Source organism: Xanthomonas sp. F4, from assembly GCF_011761895.1.
The window spans coordinates 326,421-340,029 of the sequence record NZ_JAASQX010000001.1; the positions used below are offsets into that span (position 1 = coordinate 326,421).

The 13,609-nt window shown below is 69.5% G+C and carries 14 protein-coding genes and 1 riboswitch; of the genes, 11 read left to right on the forward strand and 3 right to left on the reverse strand.

The window, feature by feature from the left end:
* Positions 1–158: 158 nt before the first annotated feature.
* On the forward strand, positions 159–674 hold the full coding sequence (locus FHR66_RS01425; RefSeq protein ID WP_160970655.1) for a peptide deformylase: 516 nt from the start codon (positions 159–161) through the stop codon (positions 672–674).
* A gap of 186 nt (positions 675–860) precedes the next feature.
* Here FHR66_RS01425 and ettA read toward each other — a convergent pair whose 3' ends face one another.
* Both ettA and FHR66_RS01435 read right to left on the reverse strand, forming a co-directional pair.
* Positions 861–2,522: an energy-dependent translational throttle protein EttA gene (gene ettA, locus FHR66_RS01430; RefSeq protein ID WP_160970653.1), complete on the reverse strand. Its 1,662-nt coding sequence runs from the start codon at positions 2,520–2,522 to the stop codon at positions 861–863.
* A 138-nt stretch (positions 2,523–2,660) separates the two neighbouring features.
* Complete coding sequence (locus tag FHR66_RS01435; protein WP_167087649.1) at positions 2,661–4,106, reverse strand: MFS transporter; 1,446 nt, start codon at positions 4,104–4,106, stop codon at positions 2,661–2,663.
* 219 nt (positions 4,107–4,325) lie between these two features.
* Between FHR66_RS01435 and FHR66_RS01440 the strand changes: the two genes are divergently transcribed.
* From FHR66_RS01440 to ribD, 6 genes are all read left to right on the forward strand, one after another.
* Positions 4,326–5,261, forward strand: coding sequence for a helix-turn-helix transcriptional regulator (locus tag FHR66_RS01440; protein ID WP_160971101.1), 936 nt, complete (start codon positions 4,326–4,328; stop codon positions 5,259–5,261).
* 110 nt (positions 5,262–5,371) lie between these two features.
* Positions 5,372–5,878: an RcnB family protein gene (locus tag FHR66_RS01445; protein WP_160971103.1), complete on the forward strand. Its 507-nt coding sequence runs from the start codon at positions 5,372–5,374 to the stop codon at positions 5,876–5,878.
* 121 nt (positions 5,879–5,999) lie between these two features.
* Positions 6,000–7,268: a serine hydroxymethyltransferase gene (gene glyA, locus FHR66_RS01450; protein ID WP_160971105.1), complete on the forward strand. Its 1,269-nt coding sequence runs from the start codon at positions 6,000–6,002 to the stop codon at positions 7,266–7,268.
* A 105-nt stretch (positions 7,269–7,373) separates the two neighbouring features.
* On the forward strand, positions 7,374–7,904 hold the full coding sequence (gene nrdR / locus FHR66_RS01455) for a transcriptional regulator NrdR (RefSeq protein WP_010340907.1): 531 nt from the start codon (positions 7,374–7,376) through the stop codon (positions 7,902–7,904).
* Between the two features lie 4 nt (positions 7,905–7,908).
* Positions 7,909–8,391, forward strand: a complete 483-nt coding sequence (locus tag FHR66_RS01460) for a GNAT family N-acetyltransferase (RefSeq protein ID WP_160966571.1) — start codon at positions 7,909–7,911, stop codon at positions 8,389–8,391.
* On the forward strand, positions 8,388–9,497 hold the full coding sequence (ribD, locus tag FHR66_RS01465) for a bifunctional diaminohydroxyphosphoribosylaminopyrimidine deaminase/5-amino-6-(5-phosphoribosylamino)uracil reductase RibD (RefSeq protein ID WP_160966573.1): 1,110 nt from the start codon (positions 8,388–8,390) through the stop codon (positions 9,495–9,497). The genes FHR66_RS01460 and ribD overlap by 4 nt, the downstream gene beginning before the upstream one ends.
* Positions 9,498–9,585: 88 nt before the next feature.
* On the opposite strand, the gene FHR66_RS01470 is transcribed toward ribD, so the two are convergent.
* Positions 9,586–10,209 carry an outer membrane beta-barrel protein gene (locus FHR66_RS01470; RefSeq protein ID WP_160966575.1) on the reverse strand — a complete coding sequence of 208 codons (624 nt, stop codon included), beginning with the start codon at positions 10,207–10,209 and terminating at the stop codon, positions 9,586–9,588.
* A gap of 215 nt (positions 10,210–10,424) precedes the next feature.
* A riboswitch (FMN riboswitch) is annotated at positions 10,425–10,589 on the forward strand.
* Positions 10,590–10,668: 79 nt separating this feature from the next.
* Here FHR66_RS01470 and FHR66_RS01475 point away from each other — a divergent pair.
* The 4 genes from FHR66_RS01475 (at position 10,669) to nusB (ending at position 13,578) form a co-directional block, all read left to right on the forward strand.
* The gene (locus tag FHR66_RS01475; protein ID WP_160966577.1) at positions 10,669–11,268 is read left to right on the forward strand and encodes a riboflavin synthase; all 600 of its coding nucleotides are present in this window, start codon (positions 10,669–10,671) and stop codon (positions 11,266–11,268) included.
* A 112-nt stretch (positions 11,269–11,380) separates the two neighbouring features.
* Positions 11,381–12,508, forward strand: coding sequence for a 3,4-dihydroxy-2-butanone-4-phosphate synthase (gene ribB / locus FHR66_RS01480; RefSeq protein ID WP_160966721.1), 1,128 nt, complete (start codon positions 11,381–11,383; stop codon positions 12,506–12,508).
* A 126-nt stretch (positions 12,509–12,634) separates the two neighbouring features.
* A complete protein-coding gene (gene ribH / locus FHR66_RS01485; protein ID WP_160966579.1) occupies positions 12,635–13,102 on the forward strand; it encodes a 6,7-dimethyl-8-ribityllumazine synthase in 468 nt (155 codons plus the stop codon).
* Positions 13,099–13,578, forward strand: a complete 480-nt coding sequence (nusB, locus tag FHR66_RS01490) for a transcription antitermination factor NusB (RefSeq protein WP_048490537.1) — start codon at positions 13,099–13,101, stop codon at positions 13,576–13,578. The genes ribH and nusB overlap by 4 nt, the downstream gene beginning before the upstream one ends.
* The last annotated feature ends 31 nt before the right edge of the window (positions 13,579–13,609 follow it).

The following is a 13,609-nucleotide window of genomic DNA, read 5'->3' on the forward strand; positions in this document are numbered from 1 at the left end:
CGGCTGAAGCCGCTCCTACGACGTTGCGTCGGCGCTTTGCTGGAATGCAGATATGCACCGCTGCAGACCGTAGCTGGGGCCACGGTACATCGTAGCCCCGCTGCACGCGTCGCCGCCACGGCGGATAATCGCGGGCATCCCCGTCCAGGAGTCCGCACATGATCCGCGACATCATCCGCATGGGCGACCCGCGTCTGCTGCGCCAGGCGCCACCGGTCACCGACTTCGACAGCGCGCAGCTGCACACGCTGGTGGCCGACATGTTCGAGACCATGGACGCCGCGCGCGGCGTCGGCCTGGCCGCGCCGCAGATCGCGGTGGATCTGCAACTGATGGTGTTCGGTTTCGAGCGCAGCGCGCGCTATCCGGAGGCGCCGCCGGTGCCGCGCACCGCCCTGGCCAACGTCGAGATCGAACCGCTGTCCGACGAACTGGAGGATGGCTGGGAGGGCTGCCTGTCCATTCCCGGGCTGCGCGCGGTGATCCCGCGCTACCGGCACATCCGCTACCGCGGCGTGCTGCCGGACGGCACGCCGCTGCAGCGCGAGGCCGAGGGCTTCCACGCCCGCGTGGTGCAGCACGAGCACGACCACCTGATCGGCCGGCTGTATCCCTCGCGCATCCGCGACTTCGACAAGTTCGGCTTCGAGGACGTGCTGTCTTACGAGCTGTAGCGCAGGACCGACGTGCTTTTCGTAGGAGCGGCTTCAGCCGCGACCGAGGCGCTACCGGTAACGCCCGGTCGCGGCTGAAGCCGCTCCTACGAGCGTCCCTGCAAACGTCATCGTGGACACAACCGCAAAACGCACACGGCCCGCGCGAGGCGGGCCGTGGCGGGTGCTGCACGAACGCGCTGCAGCTTACTTCAGCGCCTTGAAACGCAGGCGCTTGGGGCCGGCATCGTCGCCCAGGCGGCGCTTCTTGTCTTCCTCGTACTCGCGGTAGTTGCCCTGGAAGAACTCCACGTGCGAGTCGCCCTCGAAGGCGAGGATGTGGGTGGCGATGCGGTCGAGGAACCAGCGATCGTGCGAGATCACGAAGGTGTTGCCCGGGAACTCCAGCAGCGCGTCTTCCAGCGCGCGCAGGGTTTCGATGTCCAGGTCGTTGGACGGTTCGTCGAGCAGCAGCACGTTGCCGCCCTGCAGCAGGGTCTTGGCCATGTGCAGGCGGCCGCGCTCACCACCTGACAGCGAACCGACCATCTTCTGCTGGTCCTGGCCCTTGAAGTTGAAGCGGCCGATGTAGGCGCGCGACTGGATCTCGATGCCGTTGATGTTGAGGATGTCCAGGCCGCCGGCGATTTCCTGGAAGACGTTGTGGTTGCCTTCCAGCTTGTCGCGGCTCTGGTCCACGTACGACAGCTGCACGGTCGGGCCGACCACGATCTCGCCCGAATCCGGCTTCTCCTGCCCGGTGATCATCTTGAACAGGGTCGACTTGCCGGCACCGTTGGGGCCGATGATGCCGACGATGGCGCCCGGCGGAATGATCATCGACAGGTTGTCGATCAGCAGGCGGTCGCCGAACTTCTTGGAGACGTTCTTGAACTCCATCACCGAGTTGCCCAGGCGCTCGCCCGGCGGGATGAAGATTTCGTTGGTCTCGTTGCGCTTCTGGTAATCCACCGACTGCAGTTCGTCCAGGCGCGCCAGACGCGCCTTGCCCTTGGAGCGGCCGCCCTTGGCGTTCTGCCGGGCCCACTCCAGTTCCTTCTGGATCGCCTTCTGCCGCGCCTTCTCCTGGTTCTCTTCCTGCTTCAGGCGCTCGTCCTTCTGCATCAGCCACTCGGTGTAGTTGCCCTTCCACGGAATGCCGCGGCCGCGGTCCAGTTCCAGGATCCACTCGGCGGCGTTGTCGAGGAAGTAGCGATCGTGGGTGACCGCGACCACGGTGCCGCTGTAGCGCGCCAGGAACTGCTCCAGCCATTCGACGGACTCGGCGTCGAGGTGGTTGGTCGGTTCGTCGAGCAGCAGCATGTCCGGCTTCTGCAGCAGCAGCCGGCACAGCGCCACGCGGCGCTTCTCGCCGCCGGACAGGTTGGCGATCTTGGCGTCCCACGGCGGCAGCCGCAGTGCGTCGGCGGCCACGTCGAGCTGGTTCTCCAGGGTGTGCGCATCGCCGGCGGCGAGGATCGCCTCCAGGCGCTCCTGTTCCTTGGCCAGCGCGTCGAAATCGGCGCCTTCCTCGGCATAGGCGGCGTACACCGCTTCCAGCGCGGCCTGCGCCTGCAGCACTTCGCCCACGCCTTCCTCGACCGACTCGCGCACGGTCTTGTTCGGGTCCAGCTCCGGCTCCTGCGCCAGGTAGCCGACCTTGGTGCCGGGCTGCGGGCGCGCCTCGCCTTCGAAATCGGTGTCCACGCCGGCCATGATCTTCAGCACGGTGGACTTGCCGGCGCCGTTGAGGCCGAGCAGGCCGATCTTGGCACCGGGGAAGAACGACAGCGAGATGTCCTTGATGATCTGGCGCTTGGGCGGCACGGTCTTGCTGACCCGGTTCATGGTGTAGATGTATTGCGACATGGCGGCTCCAAAGGCGCAGGGCGCCCGCCGGCCGGCGGCCGGAGGGCGTCGAAAGGGATGACGGATTATAGCCGGACGGCCGGCTGCATTCTTTGCCGCGCGGTTGCGGCACCAGACGCGCGGGCGTTGCCGTGCGGCCTACTCGGCGATCGGCGGCAGCGCCGCGCTCGGTGCCGTTGCCGATGTGCCGGCACGACGTTGCCGGCGCAGATAGAACAGTGCGCAGATCACCAGCAACAGCATCGCCAGCCACTCGCTGTGCAGCGCCCCCTGCATCGCGGCCAGGCTGCCGCCGCCGCGGGCGTGGGCGTAGATCGCGCCCAGTGCCGCTGGCCCCAGGCCCATGGCCGCCTGCAGGATGGTGGAAAGCATGGCGCTGCCGGCGCCGGCATGGTCGGTGGGCACCTGCGACAGGCCGATGCGGTAGAAGCTGGCCACGATCCAGGCCTGGCCGGCGCCGATCAGCGCCGTTGCCGGAGCCAGGTTGAGTGCGCCCGGATGCGGCCACACCGCGTGCAGCGTCCAGCCCAGCGCCAGCAGGCCCAGCATCTGCACCAGGCAGCCGAGCAGCAGCGTCGGCACCGGGCCGCAGCGCGCCGCCACGCGGGCGCTGACCAGCGCGGAGGCGAAGTAGGCCGCGCCCAGCACGATGAAGGCGTTGCCCGACTGCAGCGGCGAGAGTCCGGCGCCGGTCTGCAGCGTCAGCGCCAGCACGAACATGAAGCCGCTCCAGCAGGTGAAGAACACCCCGCCCACCAGCAGCGCGAAGCGCACGCTGGGCAGCCGCAGCAAGGCCGGTGGCAGCAGCGGCGTCCGCCCGCGGCGTTCCTGCCACAGTTCGACCCGGGTCAGTGCCGCCAGCAGCGGCAGGCAGGCGGCCAGCACCGCCAGGCATGCCGGTGGCCAGTGCAGCGCCGGGCCCAGCGCCAACGGCAGCAGCAGGCAGGCCAGGAACAGCCCCAGCAGCGCGGCGCCGGCCAGGTCGGGCGGCATCCGCCGCGCCGCGCGCGTCTCCGGCACGGCGCGCAGGCAGGCCAGCGCCAGCAGGCAGAACGGCAGGTTGATCAGGAACACGCTGCGCCAGCCGGAGCCGGCGATGTTCGCGCTGACCAGCGATCCGCCCAGCACCTGGCCGATGACGAAGGCGATGCCGCCCAGCGAGCCGTACAGCGCCAGCGCCCGGGCGTGCGCCTTGCCGCGCAGGCTGACGTGGATGGTGGCGAGGATCTGCGGCACCGCCAGTGCCGCGCCCAGCCCTTGCAGCGTGCGCCCGGCCAGCAGCGCCGTCACCGAGCCGGCCACGCCGCACAGCAACGAGGCCAGGCCGAACAGCAGCACGCCGGCACCGAACACGCGGCGCCGGCCGAGGTTGTCGCCGAGCCGGCCGCCTGCTGCCAGGCCCACCGCGAAGGCTACGCCGTAGACGGCCACGATCAGCTCCAGTTGCATCGCCGACGCATGCAGCGTGCGCGCGATCGAGCCGAGCGCGACATTGAGGATGGAGAAGTCGATCAACGGCAGCATCTGCCCGATCAGCAGGATGCCGAGGCCGCGGCGGCTCAGGGTGGGGGCGGTGGCGGGCATGGCGGAGACGGGGGGGAGCGTGGTCATGGCGCGCAGTATGGAGAGCCTCTAAACTGGTACAAGGACTCATTTATCTTGGTACTGGTAGTGCCTCCCTGGGATCTCGGACGGTTGCTCTGGGTGCGACGTCCCAGGCGGCATGACCGGAAATGGCGGCGCAGCGAGCGCTGTGTGTCGCACGGGATCGTGGCACTGGCGGACAACGAAGCGGAGAAGACGATGCAACTGGACCTCGCCCATTCCACCTCCAGGCCGGAGCGGGCCGCCGCGTCTGCCACGCCTGCCGCGTCGTCGGGCCCGGCCCTGGCCAGCGAGCGTGCCCGCGCGCTGGGCGCCTTCCTGCGCGCCCGCCGCGAGAGCCTGGATCCGGCGCGCCTGGCGCTGCCGCGCGGCGGACGGCGACGCACCCCCGGCCTGCGCCGCGAGGAGGTCGCCTTGCTCGCCGATGTCGGCGTGACCTGGTACACGTGGCTTGAACAGGGGCGCCCGGTGCGCGCTTCGGCGCGCGTGCTGACCGCCATCGCCCGCGCCCTGCAGTGTTCGGAGGTCGAAACCGCGCACGTGCTGGCGCTGGCCGGCGTGGGCGGCACGACCGCCCTGGCGGCGCCGCCGTGCGAACGCCTGACCGGCACCGCGCGCATGCTGCTCGATCAGCTCGGGCCGTGGCCGGCGATGCTGCAGACCCCGCGCTTCGACATCCTCGGCGCCAACCCGGCCTTCGAGCGGCTGATGGGCGTGACCCTGGCCGACCTGCCCGACACCGATCGCAACTGCGTCTATCAGGCCTTCACCAATCCGCGCTGGCGCGACGCATTGCTCGATCGGCAGGACGTGCTGCAGCACATGGTGGCGTTGCTGCGCGCGGCGATGGCCGAGCACCTGGGCGAGCCGGAATGGGAAGCCTTGCTGGCGCGCTACCGTGCCGCCTCGCCCGAGTTCGATGCGCTGTGGCGGCAGCGGCGCGAGGTGCGCGGCGTGGAGAACCAGCTCAAGCGCTTCCGCCACCCGCAGGAAGGCGAGCTGCGCCTGCACCAGGTCAACTGGTGGTCGGCGCCGCGCAACGGCAACCGCCTGGTGGTCTATTTGCCAGCCGATGACACAGCGCAGGCGGCGCTGTTGCGTCTGCACGCACAGGCCGCAAACCCTGATGGATGAACGCTTTCTTAGTCCGATCGGGAAAGCTGAATACGTAACCGATTCCAGAAGGAGGCGGTTCAGATGGCAAGGGCCTAAATGCAATCGCCACACCACGTGACGGAGTTGCCATGAACATGAAACGCCTTGCCACAATTGCCCTCTCGTCCGCGCTGGCGCTGGGTTTCATGGCGCCACCCGCATTCGCCTGGGGTCCGGGCGGCCCGGGCCCGGGCCCGGGCTGGGGCCCGCCGGGTCCTCCGGGGCCGCCGCCTCCGCCGCCGGGACCGGGTCCGCGCGACCATGGCTGGTACGACCGCGGCTACCGCGACGCCGATCGCGAGCGTTACTGGCGCGACCGTGAGCGCGACCGCCGCGACGCCCGCCGTGCCTACGACCGCGGCTACCGCGACGGCTATCGCACCGGGCCGGACGTCGTCTACTACCGCCCGGGTCCGCCGCGCTGGGCGCGCGGCCAGCGCTACTACGGCCCGAACTACGTGGTCTACGACTACGACCGCTACCAGGTCCGGCGTCCGCCTCACGGCTATCGCTGGGTGCGCGACGACACCGGCAACCTGCTGTTGGTCGCCATCGCCACCGGCATCATCGCCGACCTGGTGCTCAGCGGTCGCTGAGCCTTGCTGCGGCACCAGCAGACGGCCTCCTTCGGGAGGCCGTCTGCGTTTTGGTTCGCCCTGGGCCCTGCGCGGGGCTTAAACTAGCGGTCTGCCTTCTGTCCATGCCCCTGGAGACCCGATGTTCCCGCGCGACGCCCGCATCGAAACCTACGATCCCGACCTGGCCCGCGCCATCGCCGCCGAAGCCGGCCGCCAGGAAGACCACGTCGAGCTGATCGCCAGCGAGAACTACTGCAGCCCGCTGGTCATGGAAGCGCAGGGCAGCCAGCTCACCAACAAGTACGCCGAAGGCTACCCGGGCAAGCGCTATTACGGCGGCTGCGAATTCGTCGACGTCGCCGAGCAACTGGCCCTCGATCGGGTCAAGCAACTGTTCGCTGCCGACTACGCCAACGTGCAGCCGCACAGTGGCTCGCAGGCCAATCAGGCGGTGTACTTCGCGCTGCTGCAGCCGGGCGACACCATCCTCGGCATGTCGCTGGCGCATGGCGGCCATCTGACCCACGGCGCCAAGGTCAACGCCTCCGGCAAGCTGTTCAACGCCGTGCAGTACGGCGTCAACGACCAGGGCCTGATCGACTACGACGAGGTCGAGCGCCTGGCCGTGGAGCACAAGCCGAAGATGGTGGTGGCCGGCTTCTCCGCCTACTCGCAGGTGATCGACTGGGCGCGCTTCCGCGCCATCGCCGACAAGGTCGGCGCGTATTTCTTCGTCGACATGGCGCACGTGGCCGGCCTGGTCGCCGCCGGCGTCTATCCGACTCCGCTGCCGCATGCGCACGTGGTCACCTCCACCACCCACAAGACCCTGCGTGGCCCGCGTGGCGGCATCATCCTCGCCAGTGCCGCCGGCGCCGGCGACAAGCTCGAAGACCTGTCCAAGAAGCTGCAGTCGATCGTCTTCCCCGGCATCCAGGGCGGCCCGCTGATGCACGTGATCGCGGCCAAGGCGGTGGCGTTCAAGGAAGCGCTGGAGCCGGAGTTCACCACCTATCAGCAGCAGGTGGTGAAGAACGCGCAGGCCATGGCCAAGACCCTGATCGCGCGCGGCTACAAGATCGTTTCCGGCGGCACCGAGAACCACCTGATGCTGGTCGACATGATCGGCCGCGACGTCTCCGGCAAGGACGCGGAAGCGGCGCTGGGGAAGGCCCACATCACCGTCAACAAGAACTCGGTCCCCAACGACCCGCGCTCGCCGTTCGTGACCTCGGGCCTGCGCCTGGGCACCCCGGCGATCACCACCCGCGGCTACCAGGAACAGGATTGCGTCGACCTGGCCAACTGGATCGCCGACGTGCTCGACGCCCCGGCCGATGACACCGTGCTGGCGCGCGTGCGCGACGCGGTGACCGCGCAGTGCCGCAAGTATCCGGTGTATGGCTGAGCGGCGGGGATTGGAGATTGGGGATTCGGGATGGAGCGTAAGCTCCGGTCCTGAGACGCCCGCTTTTTCCAATCCCCAATCCCCAACCCCCAATCCCGGCCCCTGATGCACTGTCCTTTCTGCCAGCACACCGATACCCGGGTGATCGATTCGCGCGTGTCCGAGGACGGCGCGACGATCCGCCGTCGTCGCGAGTGCGAGGCCTGCGGTGAGCGCTTCAGTACGCTGGAGACGATCGAACTCAAGCTGCCGACGGTGATCAAGAGCGACGGCGGCCGCGAGGCGTTCGATGCGCGCAAGCTGCGCACCAGCTTCGACCGCGCGCTGCAGAAGCGGCCGGTGGCCGAGGAGCAGATCGAGGCGGCGGTGCGCGCGGTGGTGCACCAGTTGCGCATGTCCGGCGAGCGCGAACTGCCCTCGATCCGGGTCGGCGAGTACGTGATGGCCGAGCTGCGCAAGCTCGACCACGTCGGCTACGTGCGCTTCGCCTCGGTGTACCGCAGCTTCCAGGACGTGGCCGATTTCCGCGAGGAGATCGAGAAGCTCGAGCGCGAATTGCCGGTGGGCAGCGAGCAGTTGCCGCTGCTGGACCTGGTGCGCGCGGCCAAGCCGGGCGACAAGACCGGCAAGCGCTGAGCGCATGCGCATCGTCTGTCTGGCCGAGGCGGCGCAGCACATCCCGGCGCTGGCGCAGGAGCATCTGCAGGCGTTCGGCCCGCTGTTGCCGGAATGGAACGTGGTGGAGGCCGAGGCCGACCTGCGCAGCCATCGCGACGATCGCCGCATTCCCACCACCTGGATCGCGCTGGATGGCGAGGACTGGCTGGGATCGGTGAGCCTGCTGCAGAACGACGACGCGCGCATCCGCCAGTTTTCGCCATGGCTGGCCACGCTGTACGTGCGGCCGCAGGCACGCGGTGCCGGCGTCGGCGCCGCCCTGGTCGCGCACTGCGTGCAGGCCGCCGCGCGCTTCGGCGTGCAGTGGCTGTACCTGTACTGCGAGCCGGTGCTGGTGCCGTTCTACGAGCGCCTGGGCTGGCGGCGCCACGCCGACCTGCCGCTGGGGCCGCTACAGATCGTGGTGATGCGCCGCGACGCCGGCGCTGCCGCCGCATCCGCATGAGTGCCGACCTCGTCCCCGGCTTCTCCGCCGACGACCATCGCTGGATGGCGCAGGCCCTGCGCCTGGCCGAGCGCGGCGCCTACACCACGCGCCCGAACCCGATGGTCGGTTGTGTGATCGTGCGCGACGGCGTGGTGGTTGGCGAGGGTTTCCACCAGCGCGCCGGCGGGCCGCACGCGGAGGTGTTCGCGCTGCGCGCCGCCGGCGAACGCGCCCGCGGCGCCACCGCCTACGTGACCCTGGAGCCGTGCGCGCACTACGGCCGCACTCCGCCGTGCGCGCTGGCGCTGATCGAGGCCGGGGTGACGCGGGTGGTGGCGGCGATGGCCGATCCGTTCCCGCAGGTCAACGGCGGCGGCTTCGCGCTGCTGCGCGCCGCCGGCATCGCGGTGCAGACCCGCCTGATGGAGGCGCAGGCGCGTGCGCTCAATCGCGGTTTCCTGTCGCGGGTGGAGCGCGGCCGGCCATGGCTGCGGATCAAGCTCGGCGCCAGCCTGGACGGACGCACCGCGCTGGCCAGCGGCGAATCGAAATGGATCACCGGCGCGGCGGCGCGGCAGGATGTGCAGCACTGGCGCGCCCGCGCCGGCGCCATCCTCACCGGCGCCGGGACCGTGCTGGCCGATGATCCGGCACTGACCGTGCGCCTGGATGCCGCGATCGAAGTGGCGCCGCCGCTGCGCGTGGTGCTGGATGCGCAACTGCGCAGCCTGGCGCAGACCAAGGTCCGCGACGGCAGCGCGCCGACCCTGTATCTGCACGCGCCGGACTGCGTGCCGCCGACGCTGGAGCATGCCGCCTTCGCCGCGGTGCCGCTGCACGACGGCCGCTGCGACCTGCACGCGGCGCTGCACCTGCTCGGCGAGCGCGGCATCAACGAGGTCCAGGTCGAGGCCGGAGCGACGCTGAGCGGCGCACTGCTGCGCGCCGGCGTGGTCGACGAAGTGCTGGTGTACATGGCGCCGCTGCTGCTGGGCGATACCGCCCGCCCGCTATTGGCTGGGCTCGGCATCGACACGATGGCGCAGCGCGTGCCGCTGCAGCTTGCCGACGTGGTGCAACTGGGGCAGGACCTGCGCTTGCGCTATCTCCCGTTGGTGGGCTGAGTCCATCAACGTGAGGCATAAACGCAAAGGGCACGCCGGCGGTGTATGCCGGCGTGCCCTTTGTGCGCGCAAAACGCCGCGCTTTTGATCAGAAGCTTGCGCGCACGCCGACCTTGTACTGGCTGGCGTCATCGATGTATTCGATTTCGCCGACCATGCCCCAGGTGCGCGTGAAGTTGATCTGGCCGCCGAGGGTGCCGACGAACTTGCCTTCGTCGGCATCGCTGCCGTCGATGTAGCCGGCCTTGATCCAGGCTTCGGTCCGCGGCGAGGGCTTGCCGCGCAAGCCGAGATTGACGGCACCCAGGGTGCTGGAATCGGATCCGCGGCCAAGACGCACGCCGTCCTCGCGCAGGTCGGCTTCGGCCTTGATCCGCAACACGCTGGCGTCTGCGATGAAATCGACGCGCTCGGTCATTTCCTGGCGGTAGCCGATGCCCAGGTTGGCCTGCTGCACGGTCACCTTGCCGCTGTACACCTCGGACAGGGCGAAGTCTTCGCTGGCGCGCTGGTAGCCGGCGAACACATACGCCGGCTCGGCGATCTGCCAGGAACCGCGCAGGTAACCGCCGTTGACGTTCTCGGAGGACGCATTGACGTTGATGTCGGTGCGGTTCCAGCCGCCTTCGACATAGTTGTAGCTCAGGCCTTCGGCCGACGCGGCAAAAGGTGCGGCCGCCAACAGGGCAGCCAGTATCAGGGTGTTGCGCATGGGTGGTGCTCTCCGGATGAATGGCAGTGTCATCGCCCCAATGCAGGGCGGCACACAGGCGACGTCTCCTGTCGCAAACAGGATCTTAACGTATATTTCACATTCCTGTCTTCGCGGCGAGCTGCGTGATGCAGCGTCCCGCCGCGATGGGTAATGCAGGCCGGGCCCGTATGCCGCGCCTGCTAGAATGCGCGGGCCGGTTCGCCGGCGACCACAAACGTCTTCAGGGCGGGGTGCGATTCCCCACCGGCGGTAGGTGCGTTCGCGCACGAGCCCGCGAGCGCTTCCCGGCGCAGGCGCGACGCGTCGAAATCGGGAAGGTCAGCAGATCCGGTGCGATGCCGGAGCCGACGGTATAGTCCGGATGAAAGAAGACGGCCTTCGCGCAGCCTTGCGGCTGTGCGCGTGCCTGTTTGCCTTGTGGCGTTTTTCGCTCACCCCATTGCGAGAAACGTAGCTATGTTCACCGGAATCATCGAAGGCGTCGGCCATCTCGCCGCACGCCAGCCGCAGGGCGGCGATATCCGCTTCACCTTCGCTACCGGCAGCCTGCCGTTCGCCGACGTGCGTCTGGGCGAGAGCATCGCGGTCAACGGTGTGTGCCTGACCGTGATCGCGTTCGACGCCGCCTCGTTCCAGGCCGACGCCTCCACCGAGACCCTGACGCTGACCACGCTCGGCCGCCTGGCTGAGGGCGCGGCGCTGAACCTGGAGCGGGCGATGCGCCCCAGCGACCGCCTCGGCGGGCACCTGGTCAGCGGCCATGTCGACGGGCTCGGCCAGGTGCTGTCGATCCACGACGACGCGCGCGCGCAGCGCTGGCGCTTCGCCGCGCCGGCGGCGCTGTTGCGCTACATCGCCAAGAAGGGTTCGATCTGCGTGGACGGGGTCAGCCTCACCGTCAATGCGGTCGATGCGGAAGGCTTCGAAGTCGCGCTGATCCCGCACACCGTGGCGCACACCGCGTTCGCGCAGACCGCCGTCGGCGCGGCGGTGAACCTGGAGATCGACCTGGTCGCGCGCTACGTCGAACGCCTGCTGCAGGGCCGCCAGGACTGATCCTGGCCGCATCCGTTTCGCCTTTTCGTCGCGCCACGCCGCTGCCTGCGGCGCGCGCGGCACCCTCCGTCTTTCCGCGAGTCCCCGCATGTCGCCTTCCGTTACCCCGAGCCTGAATTTCGCCTCCGTCCCCGAGCTGCTGGAAGAACTCCGCGCCGGCCGCATGGTGGTCATCGTCGACGACGAGGACCGCGAGAACGAGGGCGACCTGATCATGGCCGCCGAGCTGGTCAAGCCCTCGGACATCAACTTCATGGTCACCCACGCGCGCGGCCTGGTGTGCCTGTCGCTGACCCGCGAGCGCTGCGCGCAGCTGGGCCTGGCGCCGATGGTCCAGCGCAACACCGCGCAGTTCCATACCAACTTCACCGTCAGCATCGAGGCCGCCGAAGGCGTGACCACCGGCATCTCCGCCTACGACCGCGCCCACACCGTGCGCACCGCGGTCAAGCCCGATGCCAAGCCGCACGACCTCAGCCAGCCCGGCCACATCTTTCCGCTGATCGCCCAGCCCGGCGGTGTGCTGACCCGCGCCGGCCACACCGAGGCGGCCAGCGACCTGCCGATGCTGGCGGGGCTGGAGCCGGCCGGCGTGCTGGTGGAGGTGCTCAATCCCGACGGCAGCATGGCGCGGCGTCCGCAGTTGGAGGAGTTCGCCCGCACCCATGGCCTGAAGATGGGCTCGATCGCCGACCTGATCGCCTACCGCCTGGCGACCGAGCACACCGTCGAGCGCATCGACGAGCGGCCCATCGACACCGAGTTCGGCGGCTTCACCCTGGTCACCTACCGCGACCGCATCGCCCACGATCTGCACTTCGCCCTGGTTCGCGGCACCCCGGACGCCGGCACCCCGACCCTGGTGCGGGTGCAGGTGGAGAATCCGCTCGCCGATCTGCTGCACTGGCGCCGCGATGATTTCGGCGTGGCTGCCAGCGACGCGCTGCGCGCGATCGCCGCGGCCGACCGCGGGGTGATGGTGGTGCTGTCGGCGCCGCGCGACAGCGAGGCGCTGCTGGCGCGGCTGCGCGCGCAGCCGGAGGCGGCGCACGGCAAGGACGTCGGCCAGTGGCGGCGCAACGGCGCCGGCAGCCAGATCCTGGCCGACCTGGGCCTGGGCAAGCTGCGCGTGCTCGGCACGCCGCGCCGGCAGATCGGCCTGGCCGGGTTCGGGCTGGAGGTGGTGGAGCACATTGAGCCGGGACTCGGGAATCGGGAATCGGGATTGGGGAATCGGTAAAAGCTGATTCCGGGCGATTCTCGCCATTGGCGGTGCTCGGCCGACTACGCGGTTCCCCTGGATCGCTTTCCGGGCCCTGGCCTCCCTGCCTGTTAAACTCTCCCACCCCCTCAAGCTGCCACCGCCATGTCCCATTACGAAGGCGACCTCCGCACTCCCGAGTCGGCGCGTTTCGCGATCATCGCCAGCCGCTGGAACGCCCGCATCACCGACGTGCTGGTCGCCGGCGCGCGGCAGAGCCTGTCCGGCAACGGCATCGCCGATGAGGCGGTGGACGTGATCCGCGTGCCGGGCGCGTGGGAGTTGCCGCTGGTCGCCGCACGCCTGGCCGCGACCGGCAAGCACGCCGCGATCATCGCGCTGGGCTGCGTGATCCGTGGCGATACCCGCCACTACGAACACGTCGCCGATGGCTGCGCCGAGGGCCTGCTGCGGGTCTCGCTGGACTTCCGCATCCCGGTGCTCAACGGCGTGCTCGCCGTTGAGCAGGTCGAGGACGCCGAGGCGCGTGCCGGCGGCAGCCATGGCAACAAGGGCGAGGAAGCGGCGCTGAGCGCGCTGGAGATGGTCAACCTGCTGGAGTTGCTGCCGTGAACAAACCCGCTGGCCACAAGCACCACCCACGCCGCGATGGTGTCGATCCGGTCCTGCGCTCGCGCGCGCGTCGGCGTGCGCTGCAGGCGATCTACGCCTGGCAGATTTCTGGCGGCAACGCCCAGCACGTGATCGCGCAGTTCGCGCACGAGCAGGCGCACGAGATCGCCGACCTGGTGTACTTCGAGAACCTGGTCGAGGGTGTGCTCAAGCACCGCGCCGAACTGGACGAGGCGCTGGTCGGCTACCTGGACCGCACGGTCGAGGAAGTGGACGCGATCGAGCGCGCGGTGCTGCGCCTGGCTGCCTACGAACTGCTGCACCGCATGGACGTGCCGTACCGCGTGGTGATCAACGAAGCCATCGAGACCGCCAAGCGCTTCGGCTCCGAGCACGGCCATACCTACGTCAACGGCGTCCTGGATCGCGCCGCGCTGCAGTGGCGCGCGGTGGAGTCGGGCGGCGGCGGCGCCTGACGGCGCGGGATTGGGCATTCGGGATTGGGGA

Bases quoted from the DNA above. Each gene is read 5' to 3' on its own strand.
- FHR66_RS01425 (WP_160970655.1), top strand. From the start codon at position 159: ATGATCCGCGACATCATCCGCATGGGCGACCCGCGTCTGCTGCGCCAG.
- ettA (WP_160970653.1), bottom strand. From the start codon at position 2,522: ATGTCGCAATACATCTACACCATGAACCGGGTCAGCAAGACCGTGCCG.
- FHR66_RS01435 (WP_167087649.1), bottom strand. From the start codon at position 4,106: ATGCCCGCCACCGCCCCCACCCTGAGCCGCCGCGGCCTCGGCATCCTG.
- FHR66_RS01440 (WP_160971101.1), top strand. From the start codon at position 4,326: ATGCAACTGGACCTCGCCCATTCCACCTCCAGGCCGGAGCGGGCCGCC.
- FHR66_RS01445 (WP_160971103.1), top strand. From the start codon at position 5,372: ATGAACATGAAACGCCTTGCCACAATTGCCCTCTCGTCCGCGCTGGCG.
- glyA (WP_160971105.1), top strand. From the start codon at position 6,000: ATGTTCCCGCGCGACGCCCGCATCGAAACCTACGATCCCGACCTGGCC.
- nrdR (WP_010340907.1), top strand. From the start codon at position 7,374: ATGCACTGTCCTTTCTGCCAGCACACCGATACCCGGGTGATCGATTCG.
- FHR66_RS01460 (WP_160966571.1), top strand. From the start codon at position 7,909: ATGCGCATCGTCTGTCTGGCCGAGGCGGCGCAGCACATCCCGGCGCTG.
- ribD (WP_160966573.1), top strand. From the start codon at position 8,388: ATGAGTGCCGACCTCGTCCCCGGCTTCTCCGCCGACGACCATCGCTGG.
- FHR66_RS01470 (WP_160966575.1), bottom strand. From the start codon at position 10,209: ATGCGCAACACCCTGATACTGGCTGCCCTGTTGGCGGCCGCACCTTTT.
- FHR66_RS01475 (WP_160966577.1), top strand. From the start codon at position 10,669: ATGTTCACCGGAATCATCGAAGGCGTCGGCCATCTCGCCGCACGCCAG.
- ribH (WP_160966579.1), top strand. From the start codon at position 12,635: ATGTCCCATTACGAAGGCGACCTCCGCACTCCCGAGTCGGCGCGTTTC.